This window comes from Rhodoplanes sp. Z2-YC6860, assembly GCF_001579845.1.
GTDB lineage: Bacteria > Pseudomonadota > Alphaproteobacteria > Rhizobiales > Xanthobacteraceae > Z2-YC6860.
The window spans coordinates 2,159,928-2,179,913 of record NZ_CP007440.1 but is presented as its reverse complement, the minus strand read 5'-3'; the positions used below and the strand labels follow the sequence as shown (position 1 = coordinate 2,179,913).

The following is a 19,986-nucleotide window of genomic DNA, read 5'->3' as shown; positions in this document are numbered from 1 at the left end:
GGAACGCCAAAAGGATTTGCGTGCGCCCACCGAAGCAGCCCCCTGCAAAAGCCACAGCCCAATGGCGCACTATTCCATCCGAGAGAACGCTCCACAATGCAGGATTGTGGGCCATGAACGAGAATCATGACCCACAAGACAATTGATCCCCGAGGTGTGGCTTTTATGCCTTTGATGGTACTCCGCTATTCCGCAGCACGGCGCGCCGCGACGATCTGATCGGCGGTTTTCCCGGTCAATTCGGCCATATGGTCGAACTTGAAGGTGAAGGAACCGGCCCCGGCCGTGGCCGAGCGGACCTCGATGATGAGGTCGGTGATCTCGGACTCCGGCATCTTGGCCCGCACCACGTCCCAGCCGTCCCACCCGTCACGGGTGTCGAAGCCGAGAATCTGGCCGCGGCGGCCCGCGAGAATCGCATTCATCCTGGCGGAGGCGTCGGTCGGGCACACGATCTCCACGAGGTAAATGGGCTCGAGCAACACAGGCTGGCACTGCGGCAGGCCTTCGTTGATGCCGATGCGAGCCGCGGTCTGGAACGCCATGTCCGATGAATCGACGGTGTGATACGAGCCGTCGACCAGCGCCACCTGCACGTCGACCACCGGGAAGCCGAGAGGCCCGTGCTTGAGCGCGTTGATCGCGCCCTCCTCCACCGACGGAATGTAATTGCGCGGCACGACGCCGCCGGTGATCTTGTCCTCGAACTTGAAGCCCGTGCCGCGCGGCAACGGCTTGATGTCGAGCACCACGTCGCCGAACTGGCCGTGGCCGCCGGACTGCTTCTTATGACGGCCGCGCTGGACGATGCTTTTCCGGATGGTCTCGTTGTAGCCGACGCTCGGCCGGCCGGTGATGATGCCGACGCCGAAACGGTCCGCGAGACGTTCGGATGCGACGCGCAGGTGCATCTCGCCCTGCCCCCACAGCACCACCTCGTGGGTGTCGGCATTGTGCACGACGCAGATCGAGGGATCCTCCTCGACCAGCTTGTGCAGCGCCTGGCCGAGCTTGACGTCGTCCTTGCGCTCTTTCGCCGACACCGAGATCGCCAGCACCGGCGCGTAAGGCTGCACCTCGGCCACTGCGGCGTGGGCCTGCTTGCCGGCACTCAGCGTATCGCCGGTCTTGGCCTGATCGAGCTTGCCGAACGCGACGGTCTCGCCGGCCTGGGCCTGACCGCGCTTTTCGCTCGACGCTCCCAGGAGCTTGAAAGTGCCGGACACCCTGCCGGCCTCGCGCTCGGGCGACAGCAATGTCGTGCCGTCGCCGATCTGGCCGCAGAGGACGCGCGCCACCGACATCTTGCCGACGTGGCTGGAGTTGAAGGTCTTGAGCACATAGGCCACGGGATCGTTGCCGCCGATGCCGAGCCGCTTCGCGGTCGTCTCGACATTCGGCGCCTCGTGACGCAACGCCTTCAGCAATCGCAGCACGCCGTTGGTGCGGGTCGCGGCCCCCATCAGCACAGGCACGACGAGCCCGTCGCGCAGCTCCTTGGCAAGATCGTCGAACACCTTGTCGCGTGGGGGCGGGATGTCTTCGAGGAGCTGTTCCATCAACTCGTCGTCATGGTCGGCGAGCTTCTCCAGCATCGAGAACCGCGCCGTCTTGCCGCGCTCGAGGCTGTCGCCTTCGAGCGGCACGACTTCGGACGCAGTGTGCTCCTTGTAGACATGGGCGCGCTCCAGCGCGAGATCGACGAAGCCCGAGATGATGTCGCCGTTCCAGATCGGGATCTGGCGCAGCACCAGCGGCTTGCGCGAGGCCGGCTGCAGCAGCTGCAGCGCCTCCATCAGGTTGGCTTCGGCCTTGTCGATCTTGTTGAGGAACAGAAAGCGCGGGATGTTCTGCTCTTCGAGCTCGCGCAGGATGAGCTGAAGCTGCGGAATCTTCTTTTCGTCGGCCTCGCAGACCACGACTGCTGCGTCGACCGCGGGCAGCGCCGCGCGCATGTCGTGAACGAATTCGATCGATCCTGGACAATCGATGAAGGTGTAACTGTCGCCCATGAAGCTCGTGGTGGCGACGGTGAGCTCGACGCTCATCTTGTGATGGCGCGCCTCGTGCGATGAATCGCCGACCGTGGTGCCGGCCTCGATCGTGCCCTGGCGCTGGATCGCGTCAGTGCGCGTCAGAATTGCTTCGAGAAGAGTGGTTTTTCCAGCCTGGAAGGGGCCCACCAGCGCGATGCACCGGGGACCCTGCGCTCTTGTGCCGCCATTGCCATTTGCAGCTGCCATCGACGCCTCCCTTTGGCGCCGCACGGCCGGTTTTGTCCGGCCGCTCTGTGTGACGCCGGTATGTCATCGTCTCAGGGGATTGTGGCGATGGCAAGGGGCGAGGTTCGCCCCGATGCATTAAACGAAGCTTGGCACGCCTGACGTCTCGGAGTGCTCGCTTAAAAAACCAGGCATGATTTCACGCGCAAAACGGCGCAATTGCTGTGGCCCGCCAAGCGTGGTGAGCAATACATAGGCAACACCGGCCTTCTGCAGCGCTTCAAGCTTCTCACAAATGCCTTCCGGCGTATCGTAAAGCGCGTGCGCCTCGGTCGCGCCAGGCGTGTCGGCGTAAGACAGCACGTGAGAACCGGTTTTTCCGCCCGGCAGACGTGAAACATCCACGGTGCGCTGGGTGTGGCCCGCGGCGCGCTTCAGCGCGTTTGCCGCGTCGGCCTTGCTGTCGGCCACGTGCATCTGCCGCGCCACCGCAACCTGCATCGGTTCGTATGGCAAACCCGCCGCCTGCCGCTCGGCACGATAGAGCGCGATGCGCTGGCCGAGCTGTTCGGGCGAGGCATACTGATCGAGGATCAGATTGAAGCCGCGCCGCGCGGCGCGCTTGATCGAGGCCTCGCTCGCCGCCGCCACCCAGAACGGCGGATGCGGCTTCTGCGACGGCGGCGGCTCGACCACGATGTCGTCGAACTGCCAGAACCGGCCGCGATGAGAGAACCGCTCGCGCGACACGAACGCCTTCGTCATCACCTCGACGCATTCCTCGAAGCGCACCTCGGCTTCGTCGATGGGAATGTGAAAGCCTGCGAACTCGTTGTGCCGATAGCCCTTGCCGATGCCGAAATCGAAACGGCCATTCGAGATCAGATCAAGCGTTGCGGCCTGCTCGGCGAGCAGCACCGGATTGTGCCAGGGCAGCACGATCACCGCGGTGCCGAGCCGGAGCTTCGGGGTGCGCATGGCGAGCGCGGTCTGCAGCATCAATGTCGCCGAAACCTGATTCCAGCCGGTGAAATGGTGCTCGACCAGGAAGCTCGAGCGATAGCCAAGCCGCTCGGCCTCGACCGCCATATCGAGATAATCGCGGAAGCCTTGCCCGGTGTCCGGGCCGAGATCGGCGGTGCTGGCCTGGGCCGAGCCGAAAATTCCGAATTGCATGGTCAAAACCGCGGGATGTCCGGAAACGGCAGCTTGCCGGCGTGAATGTGGAGGTGGCCGAGCTCGGCGCAGCGGTGCAGCTTCGGAAACACCTTGCCGGGATTGAGCAGGCCCCGCGCGTCGAACGCGCATTTGAGCCGCTGCTGCTGGTTCAAATCCTCTTCCGAGAACATCGCGGGCATCAGGTCGCGCTTCTCGACACCGACGCCATGCTCGCCGGTGAGCACGCCGCCGACCTCGACGCAGAGCTTGAGAATCTCGCCGCCGAACTCCTCGGTCTTCTCCAATTCGCCGGGCTTGTTGGCGTCATAGAGAATCAGCGGATGCAGGTTTCCGTCGCCGGCGTGGAACACGTTGGCGACGCGCAGCCCGTAGTGTTCCGATAGTTCGCGGATCCTCCGCAACACCAGCGGCAGCTTGGCGCGCGGGATGGTGCCGTCCATGCAGTAGTAGTCGGGCGAGATGCGGCCGACCGCCGGGAACGCGGCCTTGCGGCCGGCCCAGAACAGAAGCCGCTCCTCTTCCGAGGTCGAGACCTTGCAGCTCACCGCGTTGCAGCCGCGCGCGATGGTTTCGACGCGCTCGATCAGATGGTCGACCTCGGCCGCGGGGCCATCGAGCTCGACGATCAGCAGTGCTTCGACGTCCAGCGGATAGCCGGCATGCACGAATTCTTCCGTGGCGTGGATCGCGGGCTTGTCCATCATCTCCATGCCGCCGGGGATAATGCCTGCGCCGATGATGCGCGACACGCATTCGCCGGAATCCTCGGCGCTCGGAAAACCGACCAGCACGGCGCGCGCGGTCTCGGGCTTCTTGAGGATGCGCACCGTCACCTCGGTGACAACGCCGAGCAGCCCCTCCGAGCCGGTGATGACACCGATCAGGTCGTAGCCGCCGGCGTCGAGATGCTTGCCGCCGAGGCGCAGCACCTCGCCGGTCATCAGCACCATCTCGACGCCGAGAAGGTTGTTGGTGGTCATGCCGTATTTCAGGCAGTGCACGCCGCCGGAATTCTCAGCGACGTTGCCGCCGATGGTGCAGGCGATCTGCGACGACGGATCGGGCGCGTAATAGAATGCCTCGTGCTCCACCGCCTTGCTGATGGCGAGGTTGGTGACGCCGGGCTCGACCACCGCCACGCGGTTCGAGAAATCGAGCTCGCGGATCCGGTTGAACTTGCCCATGCCGAGCAGCACGCCGTCGGCGAGCGGCAGCGCGCCGCCGGACAGCGAGGTGCCGGCCCCGCGCGGCACCACGCGGATGCCGTGGTCGTGGCAATAGCGCAGCACCTTGGCGACCTGGTCCGTTGTCTCGGGCAGCACCACGACCATGGGCAGTTGCTTGTAGGCGGTGAGCCCGTCGGATTCGAAGGGCCGCATGGCCCGCTCGGCGGAGATCACCCCCTCGCCCGGCACGATGGCCGACAGCGCCTCGACGATCTCGGCCCGGCGGGCGAGCACGGCCTGGTCGAGGTCTGGCATGATCACGGACATGGGTGGGCTCGATCTAAAACGGTTCTAAAGCGTTGAAGTCCCTATCTGTGTAATTGTACAACCGCATTGTCCGGACCGAAATGGTGCCCGGGGCCACAAGGAGAAACCCGTTATGAGATTGCTGGTATTGGGCGGCGCGATTCTCGCTGCCACCGTGGGAATTGCGCACGCGCAGGATCTTGCCGCGGGCGAGCAGTCATTCCGCAAATGCGGACCATGCCATTCGGTCGGCGAAGACGCCCGCAACAAGATCGGCCCGGTGCTGAACGGCATCGACGGCCGCAAGTCCGGCACCGCGCCCGACTACAATTACAGCGAAGCCAACAAGAAGGCCGAGATCACCTGGAACGAGCAGACGTTCAAGGAATACATCCAGAATCCAATGACCCGCGTGCCCGGCACCAAGATGGCCTTTGCCGGCATCAAGAACGACGCGGAAATTGCCAACCTCTGGGCCTATCTGAAGCAATTCAAGGCCGACGGCAGCAAATAACGGCTGCAAACCGTTCGAATCGACGATTTTTCGCAATGTCCGCGCGTCCCTTGGGGCGCGCGGAACGTTTTTGAGCCTCGGCAGTTCTAGCGAGCCGGGTGCGTTAACACCGGGCGCCTCATCGAATCGTTGGAACCTTTTGTGCAGTTGAGAAGCCGCAGTCCGAAAACAGCGACCGAGCCACTGCAAGCTTCACGTCGGAGAACCGCCGGAGTGGGCATGAGGGATAATTTTTCATTTGGCATCGAGGAAGAATACTTCCTGGTCAACGCCGAGACCAAGATGCCGACGCGCGCCATGCCGGAGGCGTTTCTGCGCGCCGCCAAGGCCGCGACCAACGACCAAGTCGAAGGCGAATTCTTGCAGTCGCAGATCGAGGTCGCGACGCTCCCGCATCGCGACATCCGCACCGCACATGCGGAACTGCGCCACCTGCGCCAGACGGTGGCGAAGATCGCAGCCGACCATGGGCTGGCGATTCTTGCGGCCGGCACGCATCCGACCGCCGACTGGGGCTGGTCGCAGCAGTCCGAGGGCGAGCGCTATGACGCGGTGATGGACGATCTGCAGATGATCGGGCAGCGCAACATGCTGTGCGGCCTGCATGTGCATGTCGAATTGCCCGATCCGGACGAGCGCGTCGACGTCATGACGCGGATGCTGCCCTATCTGCCGTTGTTCATCGCGCTGTCGACATCATCGCCGTTCTGGCGCTCGCGGCCGACCGGGCTGAAGGGTTACCGCCTCGCGGCTTACGACGAGTTGCCACGCACCGGCGTGCCCGAGCTCTTTCGCAACAAGGACGAGTTCGAGGCTTACGTCGATGCGCTGGTGAAGGCCGGGGTGATGCAGGATGCGAGCTATGTGTGGTGGTCGATGCGGCCCTCGCTCAAGCATCCGACGCTGGAATTGCGCGCGCCGGACTGTCCGACGCGGGTCGACGATTCGATTGCGATCGCCGCGCTGTGGCGCTCCCTCGCGCTGCGGCTCACGCGCAATCCGCAGCTCAACCGCGACATCGACGCGGTGAAGCGCGCCATCGTCGTGGAGAACAAGTGGCGGGCTCAGCGCTACGGCGTGCACGGCACGTTCGTCGGCGACAATGGCGCGATCACCATCGCGGACTTCACCAACCAGGTGATCGAGGAGACGGCGGTGGACGCCGAGTCGCTCGGTTGCCGCACCGAGATGGAGCGCTGCGCGATCATCGTCGGCTCCGGCACGTCGGCCGACACGCAGATGGCAGTCTACGAGCAGCACGGTCCTGCGAGGGGACGCGCCCAGGCGCTCAGCGCCGTGACCGAATGGCTCGCCGAAGCGACCGTGCAGTAGCCATCCGCCCCGTCCGGTGAGATAAGACTAAGTCGGGTCCGGCCGGGCCCGACCGTCTGTTGGCGCGCCAAGCCGCCCAGCTTGCGACGGACAATTTCAGCTTGGGGGACGGATTTCGATGCCGTCGGACCATCGATCTCGTGCGGCAAGGCGATTCCAGGTCGCTCTGATCAAGCCGTCGCACTACGACGACGAGGGTTACGTCATTCAATGGTTCCGGTCCTTCGTTGCATCGAACTCGCTCGCCGTCGTCTATAGCCTGGTCGAAGACAGTCGCCGTCGAAATGTCCTTGGGGCGGACACGCCAATCGACATCAGCGTCGCGGACGAGATCAACACGCGCATCCGAATCGATCGACTCATCGAGCGGTTTCGCGCGGAGGGTCATTTCGGTCTGGTGTTTCTGGTCGGCGTGCAGTCCAACCAGTTTCCGCGTGCGATGGACATCGCGCGGCCGCTGCGCGCGGCTGGAATTTCGGTGGCCATCGGCGGCTTTCACGTCTCCGGGTGTCTCGCGATGTTGCCGCGGATCCAGCCCGATCTGCAGGAAGCGATCGACCTTGGCGTCACCCTTTATGCCGGCGAACTGGAAGGGCGCTGCGACGGGCTGCTCGCCGACGCCGCGCGAGGCGCATTGAAGCCGATCTATAACCACCTGAACGATTTGCCTTCGCTCCAAGGCGCGCCGACGCCGGTGTTGCCCTACGATTTTCTCAAGCGCACCTATGCGAAACAGACCAGCTTCGATGCAGGACGCGGTTGTCCTTATCAGTGTTCATTCTGCACCATCATCAATGTGCAGGGCCGCAAATCGCGCGGGCGCGATGCCGACGATATCGAAAGAATCGTGCGCGAGAACGTTGCCCAGGGCGTCAACTGGTTCTTCGTGACCGACGACAATTTCGCGCGAAACAAGGATTGGGAAGCGATTCTGGACCGGCTCAGCGCCTTGCGCAGGGAGTTCACCGCGTCCGGAAAGATCGATATCAAGCTCATCATTCAGGTGGATACGCTTTGCCACAAGATTCCCGGCTTCATCGAAAAAGCCCAGGCGGCAGGCACCGCACGCGTGTTCCTGGGGCTCGAAAGCATCAACCCGGAAAATCTCGCGGCAGCCAAAAAGCGGCAGAACAAGATCACCGAGTACCGGGAAATGCTGCGGGCCTGGAAGCGGACCGGCGTCATCACCTACGCCGGATATATTCTCGGCTTCCCGAACGACACGCCCGAGAGCATTGCAGAGGATATCGCGATCATCCAGCGCGAGTTGCCGTTGGACATCCTCGAATTTTTCTGTCTGACGCCGCTGCCGGGATCCGAAGACCACAAGGTCCTTTTCAACAAGGGCGTCGCGATGGACGCGGATATGAACCGCTATGACGTCGAGCACGTTGTCACGGCGCATCCACGCATGAGCCGTGACGCCTGGGAGCAGACCTATGCGCGCGCATGGTCGAGTTATTATTCGCGCGAGCACATCGAACGCCTGTTGCGGCGCGCCGCGGCGACGAACACCGGCATTTCGCGTCTCGCGTCGATGCTGTTCATGTTTTCATCAATGGTCGCGATCGAGAAAGTTCACCCGCTGCAGAGTGGCATTATCAGGATCAAGCACCGCAGGGATCGCCGTCCGGCGATGCCGCTTGAGCCAGTCTGGCTGTTCTACCCACGATACGCGGCTGAATCTGCGATCAAGATGTTGCAGTTCGCGCGGCTATGGCTTTGGATCGACGGGTTGCGCCGTACGATCAAAAAAGATCCGAAACGCCACACCTATGTCGACACGGCGATTGCCCCGGTTGAAGCAGATGATGCCGCCGGCTTGCAGCTCTTGACGCACAGCAAAGCCGCTCAGGTGGCCGTCGAACACGCTCGCAAGATCAAAGAATTGACCACGCCGGCAGGACGCTCCTTCGCCCGAGCGCCCTAATCGCTGTCGGCTGGAAGCTTCGCCTGGACCACGAGACCGCGGGCGCGGGCATCGACGACGCCAAGCCCGCGCAGTGTGAACAGAATGAGCGCCTGTACGGTGTCGCGGGTGCGCGCCGGATCGTCGGCCGCCTCGGGTGCGAGCGGGCCGATCAGGCCTTCCAGCATCGCGCCGACCACCGCGGCCGCCGCGAGCCCGGCATCCTGCTCCGGCAGGTGCTTGCCATCGATCGCCGCGCGGATGCGCGCCTCGATCTTGCCGGCCAGGACCTTGCGATAATTCTGCCTGAACTGATCGACCTCGTTGTCGACCGGCTCACCGATCATCGCCCAGGCCAGACGCCGATGCCGCAGCGCGCGAGCGCTGAAAGTTGCGATCGCGGCGACCAGCGCTGACAGCGGACCCGGCGCGGCGTCCGCGGCGCTTCGCACCGCCTCGATCTCGCGCTCGGCCACGGCTTCCACCAGCGCGCCGACCAGATCGATCTTGGCCGGGAAATAGCGATAGACGGTCCCGGCCGCGACGCCTGCCCGCTCGGCGACCGGCACGATCTGGACCGCCGCCATGCCGCCCTCGGCGGCCGCCTCCCGCGCCGCGGTCACGATCGCGTCGTGGCGCGCATTCAGCCTGCGGACCACGTTAGCCGTGCGGCGGTAGGCCATTGAAACGACGCCCCGATTCGAAAGACTGAACTATGATTCAGAGTCTTGTTCGCAATTGCAAGCATCGGCTGGTTGAAGGCGAAGTCCACGGCACTTCATTGCACAGTTTTTGCCGATGCAGCGGCCAACCGCGGTGATAGGCTTTCGCCAAAATCAAAAGTTCTGGCGGGAGGCCCAAGTGCGACAAGTTCGAATTCTGAAACTCGCTCTGCCGGTTCTTGCCGCCACGCTCGTGGCGGGCGTGGCGTTTGCCGAGCCGGTGAAGATCCGCGTGAGCTATGTCGTCGCGCCATCGGACTGGGCGCCGCTTCTCCCCGAGAAGCCTGAACTGCTGAAGCACAACGGCAAGTCCTACACGCTCGAAGTGGTGCGCGTGAACGGCACACCGGCGCTGGTGCAGGCGATGGCCGCGAACGAAATCGAGATCGGCAATCACTCGTACTCGTCGCTCGGCATCGCGATCCAGAACGCCGGGATGGACGATCTGCGAATCATTTCCGATCAGTTCCAGGACGGCGTGCCCGGTGCATCGACGACGCAGTACTTCGTGCTGAAGGACAGCCCGATCCAGAAGGTCGAAGACCTCAAGGGCAAGGTGGTGTCGAGCAACGCCGCGGGAGCTGCGGTCGACATCGCGATGCGCGCGATGCTGAAGAAGCACGGCCTCGAGGACAAGCGCGACTACACCCACATCGAGGCGCCGCTGCCGGCGCAGAAGGCGATGCTGCTCGAAAAGAAGACCGACCTGATCTGCAGCGTGGTGCCGTTCCAGTACGATCCCGAGCTGCGCGAGAAGGGCCGCGTGCTGTTCACGCAGCGTGACGCGTTCGGCATCACGCAGATGATCGTGTGGACCGCGCGGAAAAGCTTCATCGACAAGAACCGCGCTGCCCTGGTCGACTTCATGGAGGACGCGCTGCGCGTGGTGCGCTGGTATCTCGACCCGGCCAATCACGACGAGGCGGTGCAGATCGCGTCGCGGCTCACCAAGATTCCTCCGGAACGGTTTTCCTGGCTGTTCACCGCGCAGGACTACGCGCGCAACGGCAACCTGATGCCGGACATGACGGCGCTGCAGGCCAACGTCGAGGCGACGCGGGCGCTGGGCTTCATCCGCGCGCCGATCGACGTCAACAAATACGCCGACCTGAGCATCGTGAAGGAGGCCGCGGCGCGGCTGAAGTAGCTCGATGGCTGCGGCGTTCCCCGCGCGCGGCGCAGCGCGAGCGTAGCGAGTGGTGCGCCGCAGACGCGAGGTCCCGGTTTCTTACGAGACAAACCGGGGTCCCGGGTCTGCAGTGCACCGCTTCGCGCTGCACTGCGCCCGGGACACCTGCCGCACTTGCTACGCCTTCGCGCTCGTCAGCGACTTCTGCCGGATGCCTTCCAGCGTCATCCCCGGCGTCGAGGCGTTGGTGTCGACCTTGAGGTGGATGATCGAGGGCTTGCCGGATTTCTCCGCCGCGCGGAAGGCCGCGGCAAAGTCCGCGGTCTTGTCCACCATGATGCCGAAGCCGCCGAACGCCTTGGCATAGGCGGCAAAGTCCGGATTCTTCAATTCGGTCGCCACGACGCGGGTCGGATATTCGCGCTCCTGGTGCATGCGGATGGTGCCGTAAGTGCCGTTATCGACCACCACGATGATGAACGGGATGTCGTACTGCACGGCGGTCATGAACTCCTGGCCGTTCATCAGGAAGTCACCATCGCCCGCGAAGCACACCACCGTGCGCTCCGGGAACGCGCGCTTGACGCCGAGCGCCGACGGCACGCCGTAGCCCATCGAGCCCGAGCACGGGCCGATGTGGGTGGCGAACCGCCGGAAGCGATAGAAGCGATGCACCCAGGCCGAGAAATTCCCGGCACCGGTGGTGATGAACGAATCCGGCGGCAGGTTGTCGCGCAACCAGACCACGATTTCACCGAGATTGACGCCGCCGGGCTGCGGCGTCGCCTTCTCGGTCCATTCGAGATAGTCGGCGTGCGCCGCCTTGGTCGCCGCGCGCCAGGTGATCTCGTTCGGCGGCTGCAACCCTTCAAGAGCCGCCGCGAAGCCGGTCGGCGCCGCATTGATCGCGAGATGCGGATGATAGACGCGGCCGAGCTCTTCCGCGCCGGGGTGCACATGCACCAGCGTCTGGCGCGGCCCCGGAATGTCGAGCAGCGAATAGCTCTGCGAGGGAATTTCGCTCAGGCGCCCGCCGATCAGCACGATCAGATCCGAGGCCTTGATACGCGCGAGCAGCTTCGGGTTGATGCCGAGGCCGACGTCGCCCGCGTAGCTCGGATGCAGCGTGTCGATCAGATGCGTCCGGCGGAACGTGGTCGCGACCGGCACGTCGAAGCGCTCGGCAAAGCGCGCGAGCGACGCCGTCGCCTGCTCCGACCAGCGGCTGCCGCCGGCGAGCACGATCGGCGACTTCGCGGCCCACAGAAGCTTCTGCAGCTTCGCCATGTCGGCAAGGCCCGGCCAGGTCTCGACCGGTTCGAACGACGGCGCGTCCGGCACCGCCGCGCGTTCGACCAGCATGTCCTCCGGCAACGCGATCACCACCGGGCCGGGCCGGCCGTTGCAGGCGGTGTAGAAGGCACGCGACACGATCTCCGGGATGCGCGCCGGGTCGTCGATCTCGGTCGCCCACTTGGCCATGGTGCCGAACACCGCGCGATAGTCGAGTTCCTGGAAGGCCTCGCGGTCGCGCATCTCGCGCGCCACCTGTCCGACGAACACGATCAGCGGCGTGGAATCCTGCCGCGCGATGTGGATGCCCGGCGACGCATTGGTGGCGCCAGGGCCGCGGGTGACGAAGGCCACGCCCGGCCGCCCGGTCACCTTGCCGATGGCTTCCGCCGCCATGGTCGCGCCGCCCTCCTGGCGGCAGACCGTGAGCTTGATCGGCCGGTCGTAGAATGCGTCGAGCGCCGCGAGATAGCTCTCGCCCGGCACGCAGAACACATGCTGCACACCATGAACCAGCAATTGATCGACCAGGATTTCACCGCCGGTGCGGGTGCCGTCATTGGCGCGCAGCATTTCGTCTCTCCCTCACATTTGCGGCGGTTATAGCACGTGGCAGCCATGCGTAAGGGGCTCGGCATGATCTTCCAATCGGCCGCCATCGGCCGTTACGATGGTGTCCAAATTCAGGGGGAGACGAAGATGCCGAGGCGCTGCTGGGCTGTCGTTCTGTCGTTGACGGTTTCCATGATCGCGTGGGTCGCTCCGGCCCAGTCGCAAGAATCCGAGAAAGCATTCTACGCCGGCAAGACCGTGCGCATGATCGTGGGCTCCGGCGTCGGCGGCGGCTACGACGTGTTCTCGCGCCTGATCGCGCCGTATCTTTCCAAGACGCTCGGCACCACCGTGATCGTCGAGAACCAGCCGGGCGCGGGCGGGCTCGTTGCGCTGAACAAGCTCTACATCGCGCCGCCGGACGGGCTGCAGATCTCGCTCACCCAGGGCACCATGGCCGGCATTGCGCAACTCACCGGCGACCAGGCCGCGCGCTTCGATCTCACCAAGTTCACCTATCTCGCGACCGTCGGTGCGCCGCCCGGGCTCTGGCTGGTGCCGCCGGAATCGCCGATCCGCGAGGTGCAGCAGGCGATCGATGCCAAGATGAAATGGCGCTGGGCGTCCTCCGGCGGCACCTCGGGGCTCGGCATCGGCGCAGCCTTCACCTGCGAGGCGCTGAACCTCGATTGCCATATCGTGCAAGGCTACAAGGGCAGCGCGGATGCAGGGCTCGCGGTGACGCGCGGCGAGATGGACGCGGTCTACGTGCCGGAATCCTCGGCCAACAACTTGGTGAAGTCGAAACAGAACTGGGCGCTGGCGACGATCTCACGCACCAAGTCGCGGTTCTTCCAGGACCGGCCGACGATATTCGAGGCGGCGAAGATCGCTCCCGATCGGGTGTGGGCGATGGATTTCCTCGCCAACCTCGAAGGCACTGGCCGCCTGCTGATGGCCCCGCCTGGGATTCCAGCGGCGCGCCTCGCCTACCTCCGCGAAGCCATCAAGGAAACATTGGCGATCCCGCAACTGATCGCCGAGGGCGAGAGGATGGAGCGGATCATCGAATACACCGATCCGGACACCACGCTCCGCACGGTGAGCGCGGTGGTGAGGGATGTCGCGCCCGAGCAGAAGGCCCGCGCGTTGAAGCTTCTGTCGGGGGAGAAGTAGGCGCGAAGGCGGCACCAACCCTTCACCTCTCCCATGGGGAGAGGTCGCCTCGCGAAAGCGAGGCGGGTGAGGGGGTACGGTCTATCGAAAGAGTTAGGCCCCCTTGTAATTCTCATAGCCGCGACTCGTCTAAAGTTGTGGTCGCGGTGACGGGCGGGTGTCCGCAAACCCCGAGGTCTTGCAAGACCGTGGGTGAGCTTGGCGCCCCGCCCGCCGTTCCATCGAACCCGAACAGTCGCCTGGGCCGCAAGAAGCAAAGCTCGATTAGGCAAGGACGGGTCGCCATGGACATCATCGCTGTCGGTATCGACGTCTCGAAAGACCGCCTGGACGTGGCTGTGCGCCCCGGTGGGGAGCTGTTTGTGGTGACGCGCAATGCATCCGGCGTGGGTCGGTTGATCGAGCGGATGCGGGCCCTGGCGCCGGGGATTATTGCGTTGGAAGCCACCGGCGGCTTTGAAACGGTGGTGGCAGCCTCTTTGGCTGCCGCGGCGCTTCCTGTTGTCGTCGTCAACCCGGCCCAAATCCGAGCCTTTGCCAAGGCGCTCGGGCAGCGCGCTAAGACCGACCCGATCGATGCCGCTGTGATCGCCCACTTCGCGGAGGCGACGAAGCCGCAGCCGCGGCCCTTGGCAGACGAGGCAACGCAGCTTCTGGCCGATCTCGTCGCCCGCCGCCGGCAGATCATCGAGATGATCGGCGCGGAAAGCCAGCGCGAGAAGCGGATAGCCGTGTCGCGCCTGCGCAAAAGCATCCGCCGGGTCATCGGCATGCTGGAGAAGGAACTCGCCGAGCTCGATAGCGAGATCGACGACAGCGTGCGCGGCTCGCCGGCTTGGCGCGAGAAGGAGGATCTGCTCGCCTCCGTGCCAGGCATCGGCCCGATCATCTCGCGCACGCTCATTGCCGATCTGCCCGAACTCGGCACGCTCAGCCGCAAACAGATCGCTGCGCTCGCAGGGCTTGCCCCCTTCACCCGCCAGTCCGGCCAGTGGAAGGGGCGGAGCTTTATTGGCGGCGGTCGCAAATCCGTGCGCACCGCGTTGTTCATGGGCGCGATGGTCGCCATGCGGCACAACCCGGTCTTGAAGGCCTTCTTCAATCGCCTGACCAAGGCCGGCAAGCCGAAGATGGTCGCCATTATCGCAGTCGCCAGAAAACTGCTGACTATCCTCAACGCCATCGTGCGGGACAAACGACCATGGCAAATCGCTTGACACGCGAGACAGTCGCTCACCCCAACCCTCTCCCCGCTGGGGAGAGGGAGCTGACCGCCGATGTCGTCCAAGCGTGGATTGCTTCAACAATCCTACTTCATCGGTGCGAACTTGGTCGGGATCATCAGCGAGGTGCGCTGGTCGACCAGGAGCTCCGACTCGGCGAGCTTCTTGAGGTAAATCTGCCACTCGGGGTCGGCCATCATTGCGGCGCGGCGCTTGGCGCGGTCGGCGGCGTCCTCGTAGACCCACTGGTGCACCAGCGTGTTCATGTCGCCGGACTCGGCGAACATGTAGGCATGCGGCTTGCCGAGGTGGCGCGACTGCGCCGCAAAGCCGAACTCGCCGTAGATGTCGAGGTGCTTCTGCATTCCGGTGGGCTTGATGCGATAGGTGCGGTGGTCGACGATCACTGAAATCCTCCCAAAGGCGCCCGGATGGCGCGTGGACCGAGTGTTCGAAGCCCGGGCCGTGCGGTCAATAGCCGGCGCGTCAGAGCCTCCCGCGCCGCAGGCACTAGCCAATTGCGCTCCCACGGGCGATGGTCCAAAGAATGGTCCTACGGATGTTTGCCGACCGACGCCGCATCGCCGTCGCCTTCTGCGCCATCGGCGCGTTCCTGCATCTTTACGCGCCACAATCCGTGCTGCCGATGATGTCGCAGGAGTTCGGTGTCGGCGCGGCCGATATCAGCCCGGTGATCACCGCCGGCACACTGGCTGTCGCTGTCACCGCGCCGTTCACCGGCGCGCTGTCCGATGTGCTGGGGCGCAAGCGCCTGATCGTCATCGCGCTGGCGCTGCTGCTCATTCCCGCCACCATGACGGCGCTGGCGCCGACACTCAACCAGATCATCTTCTGGCGCTTCATCCACGGCCTGCTGCTGCCGCCGATCTTCGCCGTGACCATCGCCTATGTGGGCGGCGAGTTCCCGCCCAACGAGGCCAACGCCGTGTTCGGCATCTACGCCTCGGCCTCGTCGGTCGGCGGCTTCCTGGGGCGCTTCGTGCCCGGCATGCTCACAGAATATATCGGCTGGCGCGGCGGCTTTCTGGCGCTCGCTTGCGGCTCGGTGATCTGCTTCGTCATGGTGACGTGGCTGCTGACGCCGGAGAAGAAGTTCGTCAGCGCCAGCAATCTCGGCACGTCGCTGCGCCAGATGGTCGCGCATCTGCGCAACCCGCTGCTGCTGTCGATCTATGCGGTCGGTTTCGGCGTGCTGTTCAACTTCATCGCGACCTTCACCTATCTCAGCTTCCATCTCGCGGCGCCGCCGTTCAACAAATCGCCGGCCTTCCTCGGCTCGGTCTTCGTGGTCTATCTGTTCGGCTCAGTGGCTGCGCTGTGGCTCGGCCCGGCCATCGCCTGGCTCGGCCGCAAGACCTTCGTGCTCTGCGTGTTCGCGGTGTGGGCTGTGGGCATGCTGCTGAGCCTGATCCCGTCGGTGCCGGCCATCATTGTGTGCCTGATCATCGCCTCGACCTGCGGCATCCTCACCCAAGCCTCATCGACGAGCTTCGTCGCGACCACGGCCAAGACCGGCACCTCGGCTGCGGTCGGCCTTTACGTGATGTCGTTCTACTTCGGCGGCACCTTCGGCGGCTGGCTCCCGGGACACGCCTATGAAGCCGGCGGATGGCCCTATTCGCTGGCGCTGGTGCTCGGCATGCTGGCGATCATGACGACCATCGTGGCGCTGTTCTGGAAACGCTAGACTTCAGTTCACAAAACAAGACGACGGGACGGAATGCCATGACCATGCGGCCGAGACAAAAAGACCGGCTCGAAACCAATCCGGCGTTGAGCACGCGGCGCCTGAAGCTCGGCACGTTCCAGACCAATCTCGATTCCGGCTGCGTGATGAGCGACCTCGACGGCCGGCTCGACATCACCTGGCCGAACACCGTGGCGCTGGCGAAGCTCGCCGACGAGATGGAGTTCGAGGCGCTGGTGCCGGTGGCGCGCTGGATGGGCTGGGGCGGCAAGCTCAATCCGCAGGGACCGGGCTTCGAGACCTACACCTGGGCGGCCGGCATCTCGGCCTCCACGCAAAACAGCGGCGTGGTCTCGACATCGCACATCACCATCAACCATCCGATCATCGCGGCGAAGCAATCGGCAGCAATCGACCACATCTCCGACGGCCGCTTCATCCTCAACGTCGTCACCGGCTGGGTTCAGCCGGAGATCGAGATGTTCAACCAGCCATTCCTGTCCCACGAGGAGCGCTACGCCTGCGCGGAAGAATGGCTCGGCATCATCAAGCGGTTGTGGACCGAGGATGATTCCTTCGATCACGAGGGCCGTTTCTTCAAGATCAAAAAGGGCTACCTCGCGCCGAAGCCCATTCAATATCCCTACCCTGCGATCATGAACGCCGGCGCCTCCGATCTCGGCCGGCACTATGCGGTGAAGCACTGCGACCTGGTGTTTACCGTGATCCGCACCGGCGGATTCGACGAATGCCGCGCCCATGTGCAGGCCTATCACACGCTCGCCCGCGAGCAGTACGGCCGCGACATCAAGGTGTGGACGCTGGTCAACATCGTGCAGGGCGAGACCGAGGCGGAGGCCCGCGCCTTTTACGACGACTATGTGCACAAGCGCGGCGATTGGGACGCCGCGAAAAACATGGTCGAGATTTTTTCGCTCGAGACCAACAAGCGCAACGTGCCGCCGGAGCGCATCAAGCCGCTGCAGGAGGCTTTCATCCAGGGCTGGGGCGGACTGCCGGTGATCGGCACGCGCGAGCAGGTGGTGGACCGGCTGATGATGCTGTCAAAGGCGGGCCTCGATGGCGTGCTGGTGGCGTTTCCGCGTTACGAAGACGGCATGCGTGATTTCCGCGACAAGACCTATCCGCTGCTGAAGCAGGCGGGATTGAGAGATTTTGTGTAACACTCTCCACGGTCATTCCGGGGCGCGCCAAAGGCGCGAACCCGGAATCCAGACGAAGAGTGAGTTCTTGCGGTACGGGATTCCGGGTTCGCCGCTTCGCGGCGCCCCGGAATGACCGTGGGGAGAAAGAGGGGAAACGCCATGCCGACCGTGACACCGGGCCAATTCGAATTCCTGCGCTCGATCGACACGCCGACCGTCTGCAATCTGCTGGAGATCGTAGCACCTGAGCGCCGCGGCTTCGGCTACACGGTGCGACATCTGCACTGTCCCTTCCCCGACCTGCCGCCGATGGTGGGCTTCGCCAAGACCGTGACCATGCGGGCGCAGGACCGCGTGCCGCTCGGCGAAGCGGGCTACATGAACAAGCGGCTCGATTATCTCGACTACATCGCGGCCGAGCCTCAGCCCGGCATCGCGGTGATCCAGGACATCGACGAGATCGTCGGCTTCGGCGCATTCTGGGGCGAGGTGCAGACCAACGTGCACAAGGCGCTGGGATGCCTCGGCACCATCACCAACGGCTCGATCCGCGACATCCCGCAGGTCGCCCCTGGCTTCCAGATGCTGGCCGGCTCGATCTCGCCGTCGCATGCCTTCGTGCATGTGGTGGACTTCGGGCTCGCCGTGAACATTCACGGCATGGCGGTGCGCAGCGGCGACCTCATCCACGCCGACCAGCATGGCGCGGTCGTCGTGCCGATCGAGACGATTGATCCGATGAAGGCCGCAGCGCCCGGGCTTGCGGCGAAGGAAGCGAAGATCATCGAGGCGGCAAAGGCCGGCAAAGGGCTGGAAGCCATCAAGGCGGCGATGAAGGGGTGACCTTCAACATGTGCTCGGATGCCAATGCGGCTGATAGCCGGCCTTGAGCACGCCCAGCATCGCCGGCGGCGTCAGGACATCGACCGTGGTGCCGTGCGGACGGCGCTTGCGTGCGTCGTAGCCTTGCGGCGTCCAATGCAAGAGTGAGGCGCCACGCACCACGTAAGGCTCGCCCTCCAGCGCGATAAAAGCTCCATCGGGAAGCTCATCGATCTTGCGCCGGTGCGTTCGCTTGGCACGGCCGTCGAGCCGTTCGGCCTGCAAGCGCTCGTCCATCTCCGGCGCGCGCGGGCGTGATTCCAGTCCGAAGGCTTGACGCCACTTTTCGGCAAACGCCTCGGCCTCCTTGCGCCGGCATTCGAAGCACGGCCGGTGGCCGGCGGCGAGCGCGGTCGGCTCGTCGAGAAAGAACAACGCGGTGTAGCGCCGGCCCCAGACCTCGTGATGGCGGTTCTTGAATTGCAGCACGCAGCAGATCCATTGCCGTGAAGCCCAGCGCCGCCGGGTCAGCCGCTTGTCGTCGGTGTGGATGCGGCCGCCGCGATTGCCAAAGAACAGCCCGCGCGCGGGCGTGACGATGAGTTCGCCAAACGGATCGACGCGGTTCTGCAGCGGCATGGTTCGCTCCGCGCTTGAGCATTTTCCGGCGAAGTGTGCAGCGGTTCGCCGCAGAAAATGCGACACACTGAAGATTCTAACGCGGCAGGAACAGCACGTTCCTGGTCTCGATCTCGGTGCCCCAGCTGGTGTTCTTGCCGAGCGCCGCAATGGTCGGCAGGCCCGGCAGCTTCCGGCCGTGCTGCACCACGAAGGCGTCATAGCCGAAGGTCTCGCAGATATCCTTGGCGTAGCTTCCCGGATCGGCGTGGGTGCCGGAGAGAAGCTCCAGCAGCAGGCCCGGCCGGTCGCGGGCGATGATTTCTTTCGCGCCGTCGAGCACCTCGCGCTCCGAGCCCTCCACATCGACCTTGATGAAGCGGACGTCGGTGATCGCGAAGCTGTCGAGCGTGCGCAGTTCGACGTCATAGGTCTTCTGGTTCTTGAACTGCGAATGGGTCTGCTTCAGGTTGCCGGCGAAGTGCAGCACCATGCCCTCGTCGGACAGCGGCACGTAGAACGTCGCGCGTCCCGGCTGGTCGGAGATCGCGACCTCGTGCACCTCGGCGCGGCCGCGCAGCATCCATTTGGCGAAGCGCGCGTAGTCCGGATTGGCCTCGAACGAGACCACACGGTCGGCCACCTCGGACAGCGCGAAGGCGAAAAAGCCTTGGTTGGCGCCCACGTCGATGGCGGTGCCTCCATCGGGCATGAGCTCAGCGAGGATCGCAAGCTCGGGCTCGCCGGTGCGGATCTCATTGGCGATGCGCCGCCGGTAATAGATCGACGGAGGCACCAGCATCAGAAGCTTTTCGTTGAACGGAAGTGCCATGGTGCGTGTGTTTAACCGGTTCTCAGCCAACCTGCGTCAGCTGGCCACAACGGCGGTGTCATTGCCGGGCCGGCGCGCAAGCGCCGTGACCCGGCAATCCATGAGCGGCTGCAGCAA

The 19,986-nt window shown here is 64.5% G+C and carries 17 protein-coding genes; 9 read left to right on the top strand and 8 right to left on the bottom strand.

The annotated features are described in order from the left end of the window. Positions 1 to 185: 185 nt before the first annotated feature. The 3 genes from RHPLAN_RS10245 to RHPLAN_RS10235 all read right to left on the bottom strand — a co-directional run bounded on the left by RHPLAN_RS10245 (position 186) and on the right by RHPLAN_RS10235 (position 4,894). Positions 186 to 2,243 (bottom strand): elongation factor G, encoded by a 2,058-nt coding sequence (locus RHPLAN_RS10245; protein ID WP_068016855.1) that lies wholly within the window; start codon positions 2,241 to 2,243, stop codon positions 186 to 188. A gap of 117 nt (positions 2,244 to 2,360) precedes the next feature. Further along, complete coding sequence (locus RHPLAN_RS10240) at positions 2,361 to 3,398, bottom strand: LLM class flavin-dependent oxidoreductase (RefSeq protein ID WP_068016852.1); 1,038 nt, start codon at positions 3,396 to 3,398, stop codon at positions 2,361 to 2,363. 2 nt (positions 3,399 to 3,400) lie between these two features. Beyond that, entirely contained in the window at positions 3,401 to 4,894 is a 1,494-nt protein-coding gene (locus RHPLAN_RS10235; protein ID WP_068016849.1) for an FAD-linked oxidase C-terminal domain-containing protein, read from the bottom strand. Positions 4,895 to 5,006: 112 nt separating this feature from the next. On the opposite strand from RHPLAN_RS10235, the gene RHPLAN_RS10230 reads away from it, so the two are divergent. The 3 genes from RHPLAN_RS10230 (at position 5,007) to RHPLAN_RS10220 (ending at position 8,649) form a co-directional block, all read left to right on the top strand. After that, positions 5,007 to 5,387 carry a c-type cytochrome gene (locus RHPLAN_RS10230; protein ID WP_068016846.1) on the top strand — a complete coding sequence of 127 codons (381 nt, stop codon included), beginning with the start codon at positions 5,007 to 5,009 and terminating at the stop codon, positions 5,385 to 5,387. Between the two features lie 219 nt (positions 5,388 to 5,606). After that, complete coding sequence (locus tag RHPLAN_RS10225) at positions 5,607 to 6,719, top strand: carboxylate-amine ligase (RefSeq protein WP_068016843.1); 1,113 nt, start codon at positions 5,607 to 5,609, stop codon at positions 6,717 to 6,719. A 118-nt stretch (positions 6,720 to 6,837) separates the two neighbouring features. Continuing rightward, positions 6,838 to 8,649 (top strand): B12-binding domain-containing radical SAM protein, encoded by a 1,812-nt coding sequence (locus RHPLAN_RS10220; RefSeq protein ID WP_068016839.1) that lies wholly within the window; start codon positions 6,838 to 6,840, stop codon positions 8,647 to 8,649. Here RHPLAN_RS10220 and RHPLAN_RS10215 read toward each other — a convergent pair. Further along, positions 8,646 to 9,311 (bottom strand): TetR/AcrR family transcriptional regulator, encoded by a 666-nt coding sequence (locus tag RHPLAN_RS10215; RefSeq protein WP_068016836.1) that lies wholly within the window; start codon positions 9,309 to 9,311, stop codon positions 8,646 to 8,648. The genes RHPLAN_RS10220 and RHPLAN_RS10215 overlap by 4 nt on opposite strands. Positions 9,312 to 9,489: 178 nt before the next feature. Between RHPLAN_RS10215 and RHPLAN_RS10210 the strand changes: the two genes are divergently transcribed. Then, entirely contained in the window at positions 9,490 to 10,497 is a 1,008-nt protein-coding gene (locus RHPLAN_RS10210; protein ID WP_198164814.1) for an ABC transporter substrate-binding protein, read from the top strand. Positions 10,498 to 10,656: 159 nt separating this feature from the next. Here the strand turns inward: RHPLAN_RS10210 and RHPLAN_RS10205 are convergent, their stop codons facing one another. Then, entirely contained in the window at positions 10,657 to 12,345 is a 1,689-nt protein-coding gene (locus RHPLAN_RS10205) for a thiamine pyrophosphate-binding protein (RefSeq protein ID WP_068016830.1), read from the bottom strand. A 126-nt stretch (positions 12,346 to 12,471) separates the two neighbouring features. Between RHPLAN_RS10205 and RHPLAN_RS10200 the strand changes: the two genes are divergently transcribed. Both RHPLAN_RS10200 and RHPLAN_RS10195 read left to right on the top strand, forming a co-directional pair. After that, the gene (locus tag RHPLAN_RS10200; protein ID WP_198164812.1) at positions 12,472 to 13,500 is read left to right on the top strand and encodes a Bug family tripartite tricarboxylate transporter substrate binding protein; all 1,029 of its coding nucleotides are present in this window, start codon (positions 12,472 to 12,474) and stop codon (positions 13,498 to 13,500) included. A gap of 284 nt (positions 13,501 to 13,784) precedes the next feature. Then, entirely contained in the window at positions 13,785 to 14,717 is a 933-nt protein-coding gene (locus RHPLAN_RS10195; RefSeq protein ID WP_068013030.1) for an IS110 family RNA-guided transposase, read from the top strand. A gap of 92 nt (positions 14,718 to 14,809) precedes the next feature. On the opposite strand, the gene RHPLAN_RS10190 is transcribed toward RHPLAN_RS10195, so the two are convergent. Next, positions 14,810 to 15,130, bottom strand: a complete 321-nt coding sequence (locus tag RHPLAN_RS10190; RefSeq protein WP_068016824.1) for an NIPSNAP family protein — start codon at positions 15,128 to 15,130, stop codon at positions 14,810 to 14,812. A 152-nt stretch (positions 15,131 to 15,282) separates the two neighbouring features. Here RHPLAN_RS10190 and RHPLAN_RS10185 point away from each other — a divergent pair, with 152 nt between their 5' ends. The 3 genes from RHPLAN_RS10185 to RHPLAN_RS10175 all read left to right on the top strand — a co-directional run bounded on the left by RHPLAN_RS10185 (position 15,283) and on the right by RHPLAN_RS10175 (position 18,440). After that, positions 15,283 to 16,431 (top strand): MFS transporter, encoded by a 1,149-nt coding sequence (locus RHPLAN_RS10185; protein ID WP_068016821.1) that lies wholly within the window; start codon positions 15,283 to 15,285, stop codon positions 16,429 to 16,431. Positions 16,432 to 16,469: 38 nt separating this feature from the next. Next, positions 16,470 to 17,615: an LLM class flavin-dependent oxidoreductase gene (locus RHPLAN_RS10180; protein ID WP_068016818.1), complete on the top strand. Its 1,146-nt coding sequence runs from the start codon at positions 16,470 to 16,472 to the stop codon at positions 17,613 to 17,615. Positions 17,616 to 17,756: 141 nt separating this feature from the next. Further along, on the top strand, positions 17,757 to 18,440 hold the full coding sequence (locus RHPLAN_RS10175) for an RraA family protein (RefSeq protein ID WP_068016815.1): 684 nt from the start codon (positions 17,757 to 17,759) through the stop codon (positions 18,438 to 18,440). Between the two features lie 3 nt (positions 18,441 to 18,443). Here the strand turns inward: RHPLAN_RS10175 and RHPLAN_RS10170 are convergent, their stop codons facing one another. Further along, positions 18,444 to 19,058, bottom strand: a complete 615-nt coding sequence (locus tag RHPLAN_RS10170; RefSeq protein ID WP_068016813.1) for a hypothetical protein — start codon at positions 19,056 to 19,058, stop codon at positions 18,444 to 18,446. 76 nt (positions 19,059 to 19,134) lie between these two features. Then, a complete protein-coding gene (locus tag RHPLAN_RS10165) occupies positions 19,135 to 19,869 on the bottom strand; it encodes an FkbM family methyltransferase (protein ID WP_068016809.1) in 735 nt (244 codons plus the stop codon). Positions 19,870 to 19,986 lie beyond the last annotated feature (117 nt).

Coding starts and splice junctions, on each gene's coding strand:
- RHPLAN_RS10165 (WP_068016809.1), bottom strand. CDS start 19,869: ATGGCACTTCCGTTCAACGAAAAGCTTCTGATGCTGGTGCCTCCGTCG.
- RHPLAN_RS10175 (WP_068016815.1), top strand. CDS start 17,757: ATGCCGACCGTGACACCGGGCCAATTCGAATTCCTGCGCTCGATCGAC.
- RHPLAN_RS10245 (WP_068016855.1), bottom strand. CDS start 2,243: ATGGCAGCTGCAAATGGCAATGGCGGCACAAGAGCGCAGGGTCCCCGG.
- RHPLAN_RS10240 (WP_068016852.1), bottom strand. CDS start 3,398: ATGCAATTCGGAATTTTCGGCTCGGCCCAGGCCAGCACCGCCGATCTC.
- RHPLAN_RS10215 (WP_068016836.1), bottom strand. CDS start 9,311: ATGGCCTACCGCCGCACGGCTAACGTGGTCCGCAGGCTGAATGCGCGC.
- RHPLAN_RS10200 (WP_198164812.1), top strand. CDS start 12,472: ATGCCGAGGCGCTGCTGGGCTGTCGTTCTGTCGTTGACGGTTTCCATG.
- RHPLAN_RS10185 (WP_068016821.1), top strand. CDS start 15,283: ATGTTTGCCGACCGACGCCGCATCGCCGTCGCCTTCTGCGCCATCGGC.
- RHPLAN_RS10170 (WP_068016813.1), bottom strand. CDS start 19,058: ATGCCGCTGCAGAACCGCGTCGATCCGTTTGGCGAACTCATCGTCACG.
- RHPLAN_RS10230 (WP_068016846.1), top strand. CDS start 5,007: ATGAGATTGCTGGTATTGGGCGGCGCGATTCTCGCTGCCACCGTGGGA.
- RHPLAN_RS10205 (WP_068016830.1), bottom strand. CDS start 12,345: ATGCTGCGCGCCAATGACGGCACCCGCACCGGCGGTGAAATCCTGGTC.
- RHPLAN_RS10180 (WP_068016818.1), top strand. CDS start 16,470: ATGACCATGCGGCCGAGACAAAAAGACCGGCTCGAAACCAATCCGGCG.
- RHPLAN_RS10235 (WP_068016849.1), bottom strand. CDS start 4,894: ATGTCCGTGATCATGCCAGACCTCGACCAGGCCGTGCTCGCCCGCCGG.
- RHPLAN_RS10220 (WP_068016839.1), top strand. CDS start 6,838: ATGCCGTCGGACCATCGATCTCGTGCGGCAAGGCGATTCCAGGTCGCT.
- RHPLAN_RS10195 (WP_068013030.1), top strand. CDS start 13,785: ATGGACATCATCGCTGTCGGTATCGACGTCTCGAAAGACCGCCTGGAC.
- RHPLAN_RS10225 (WP_068016843.1), top strand. CDS start 5,607: ATGAGGGATAATTTTTCATTTGGCATCGAGGAAGAATACTTCCTGGTC.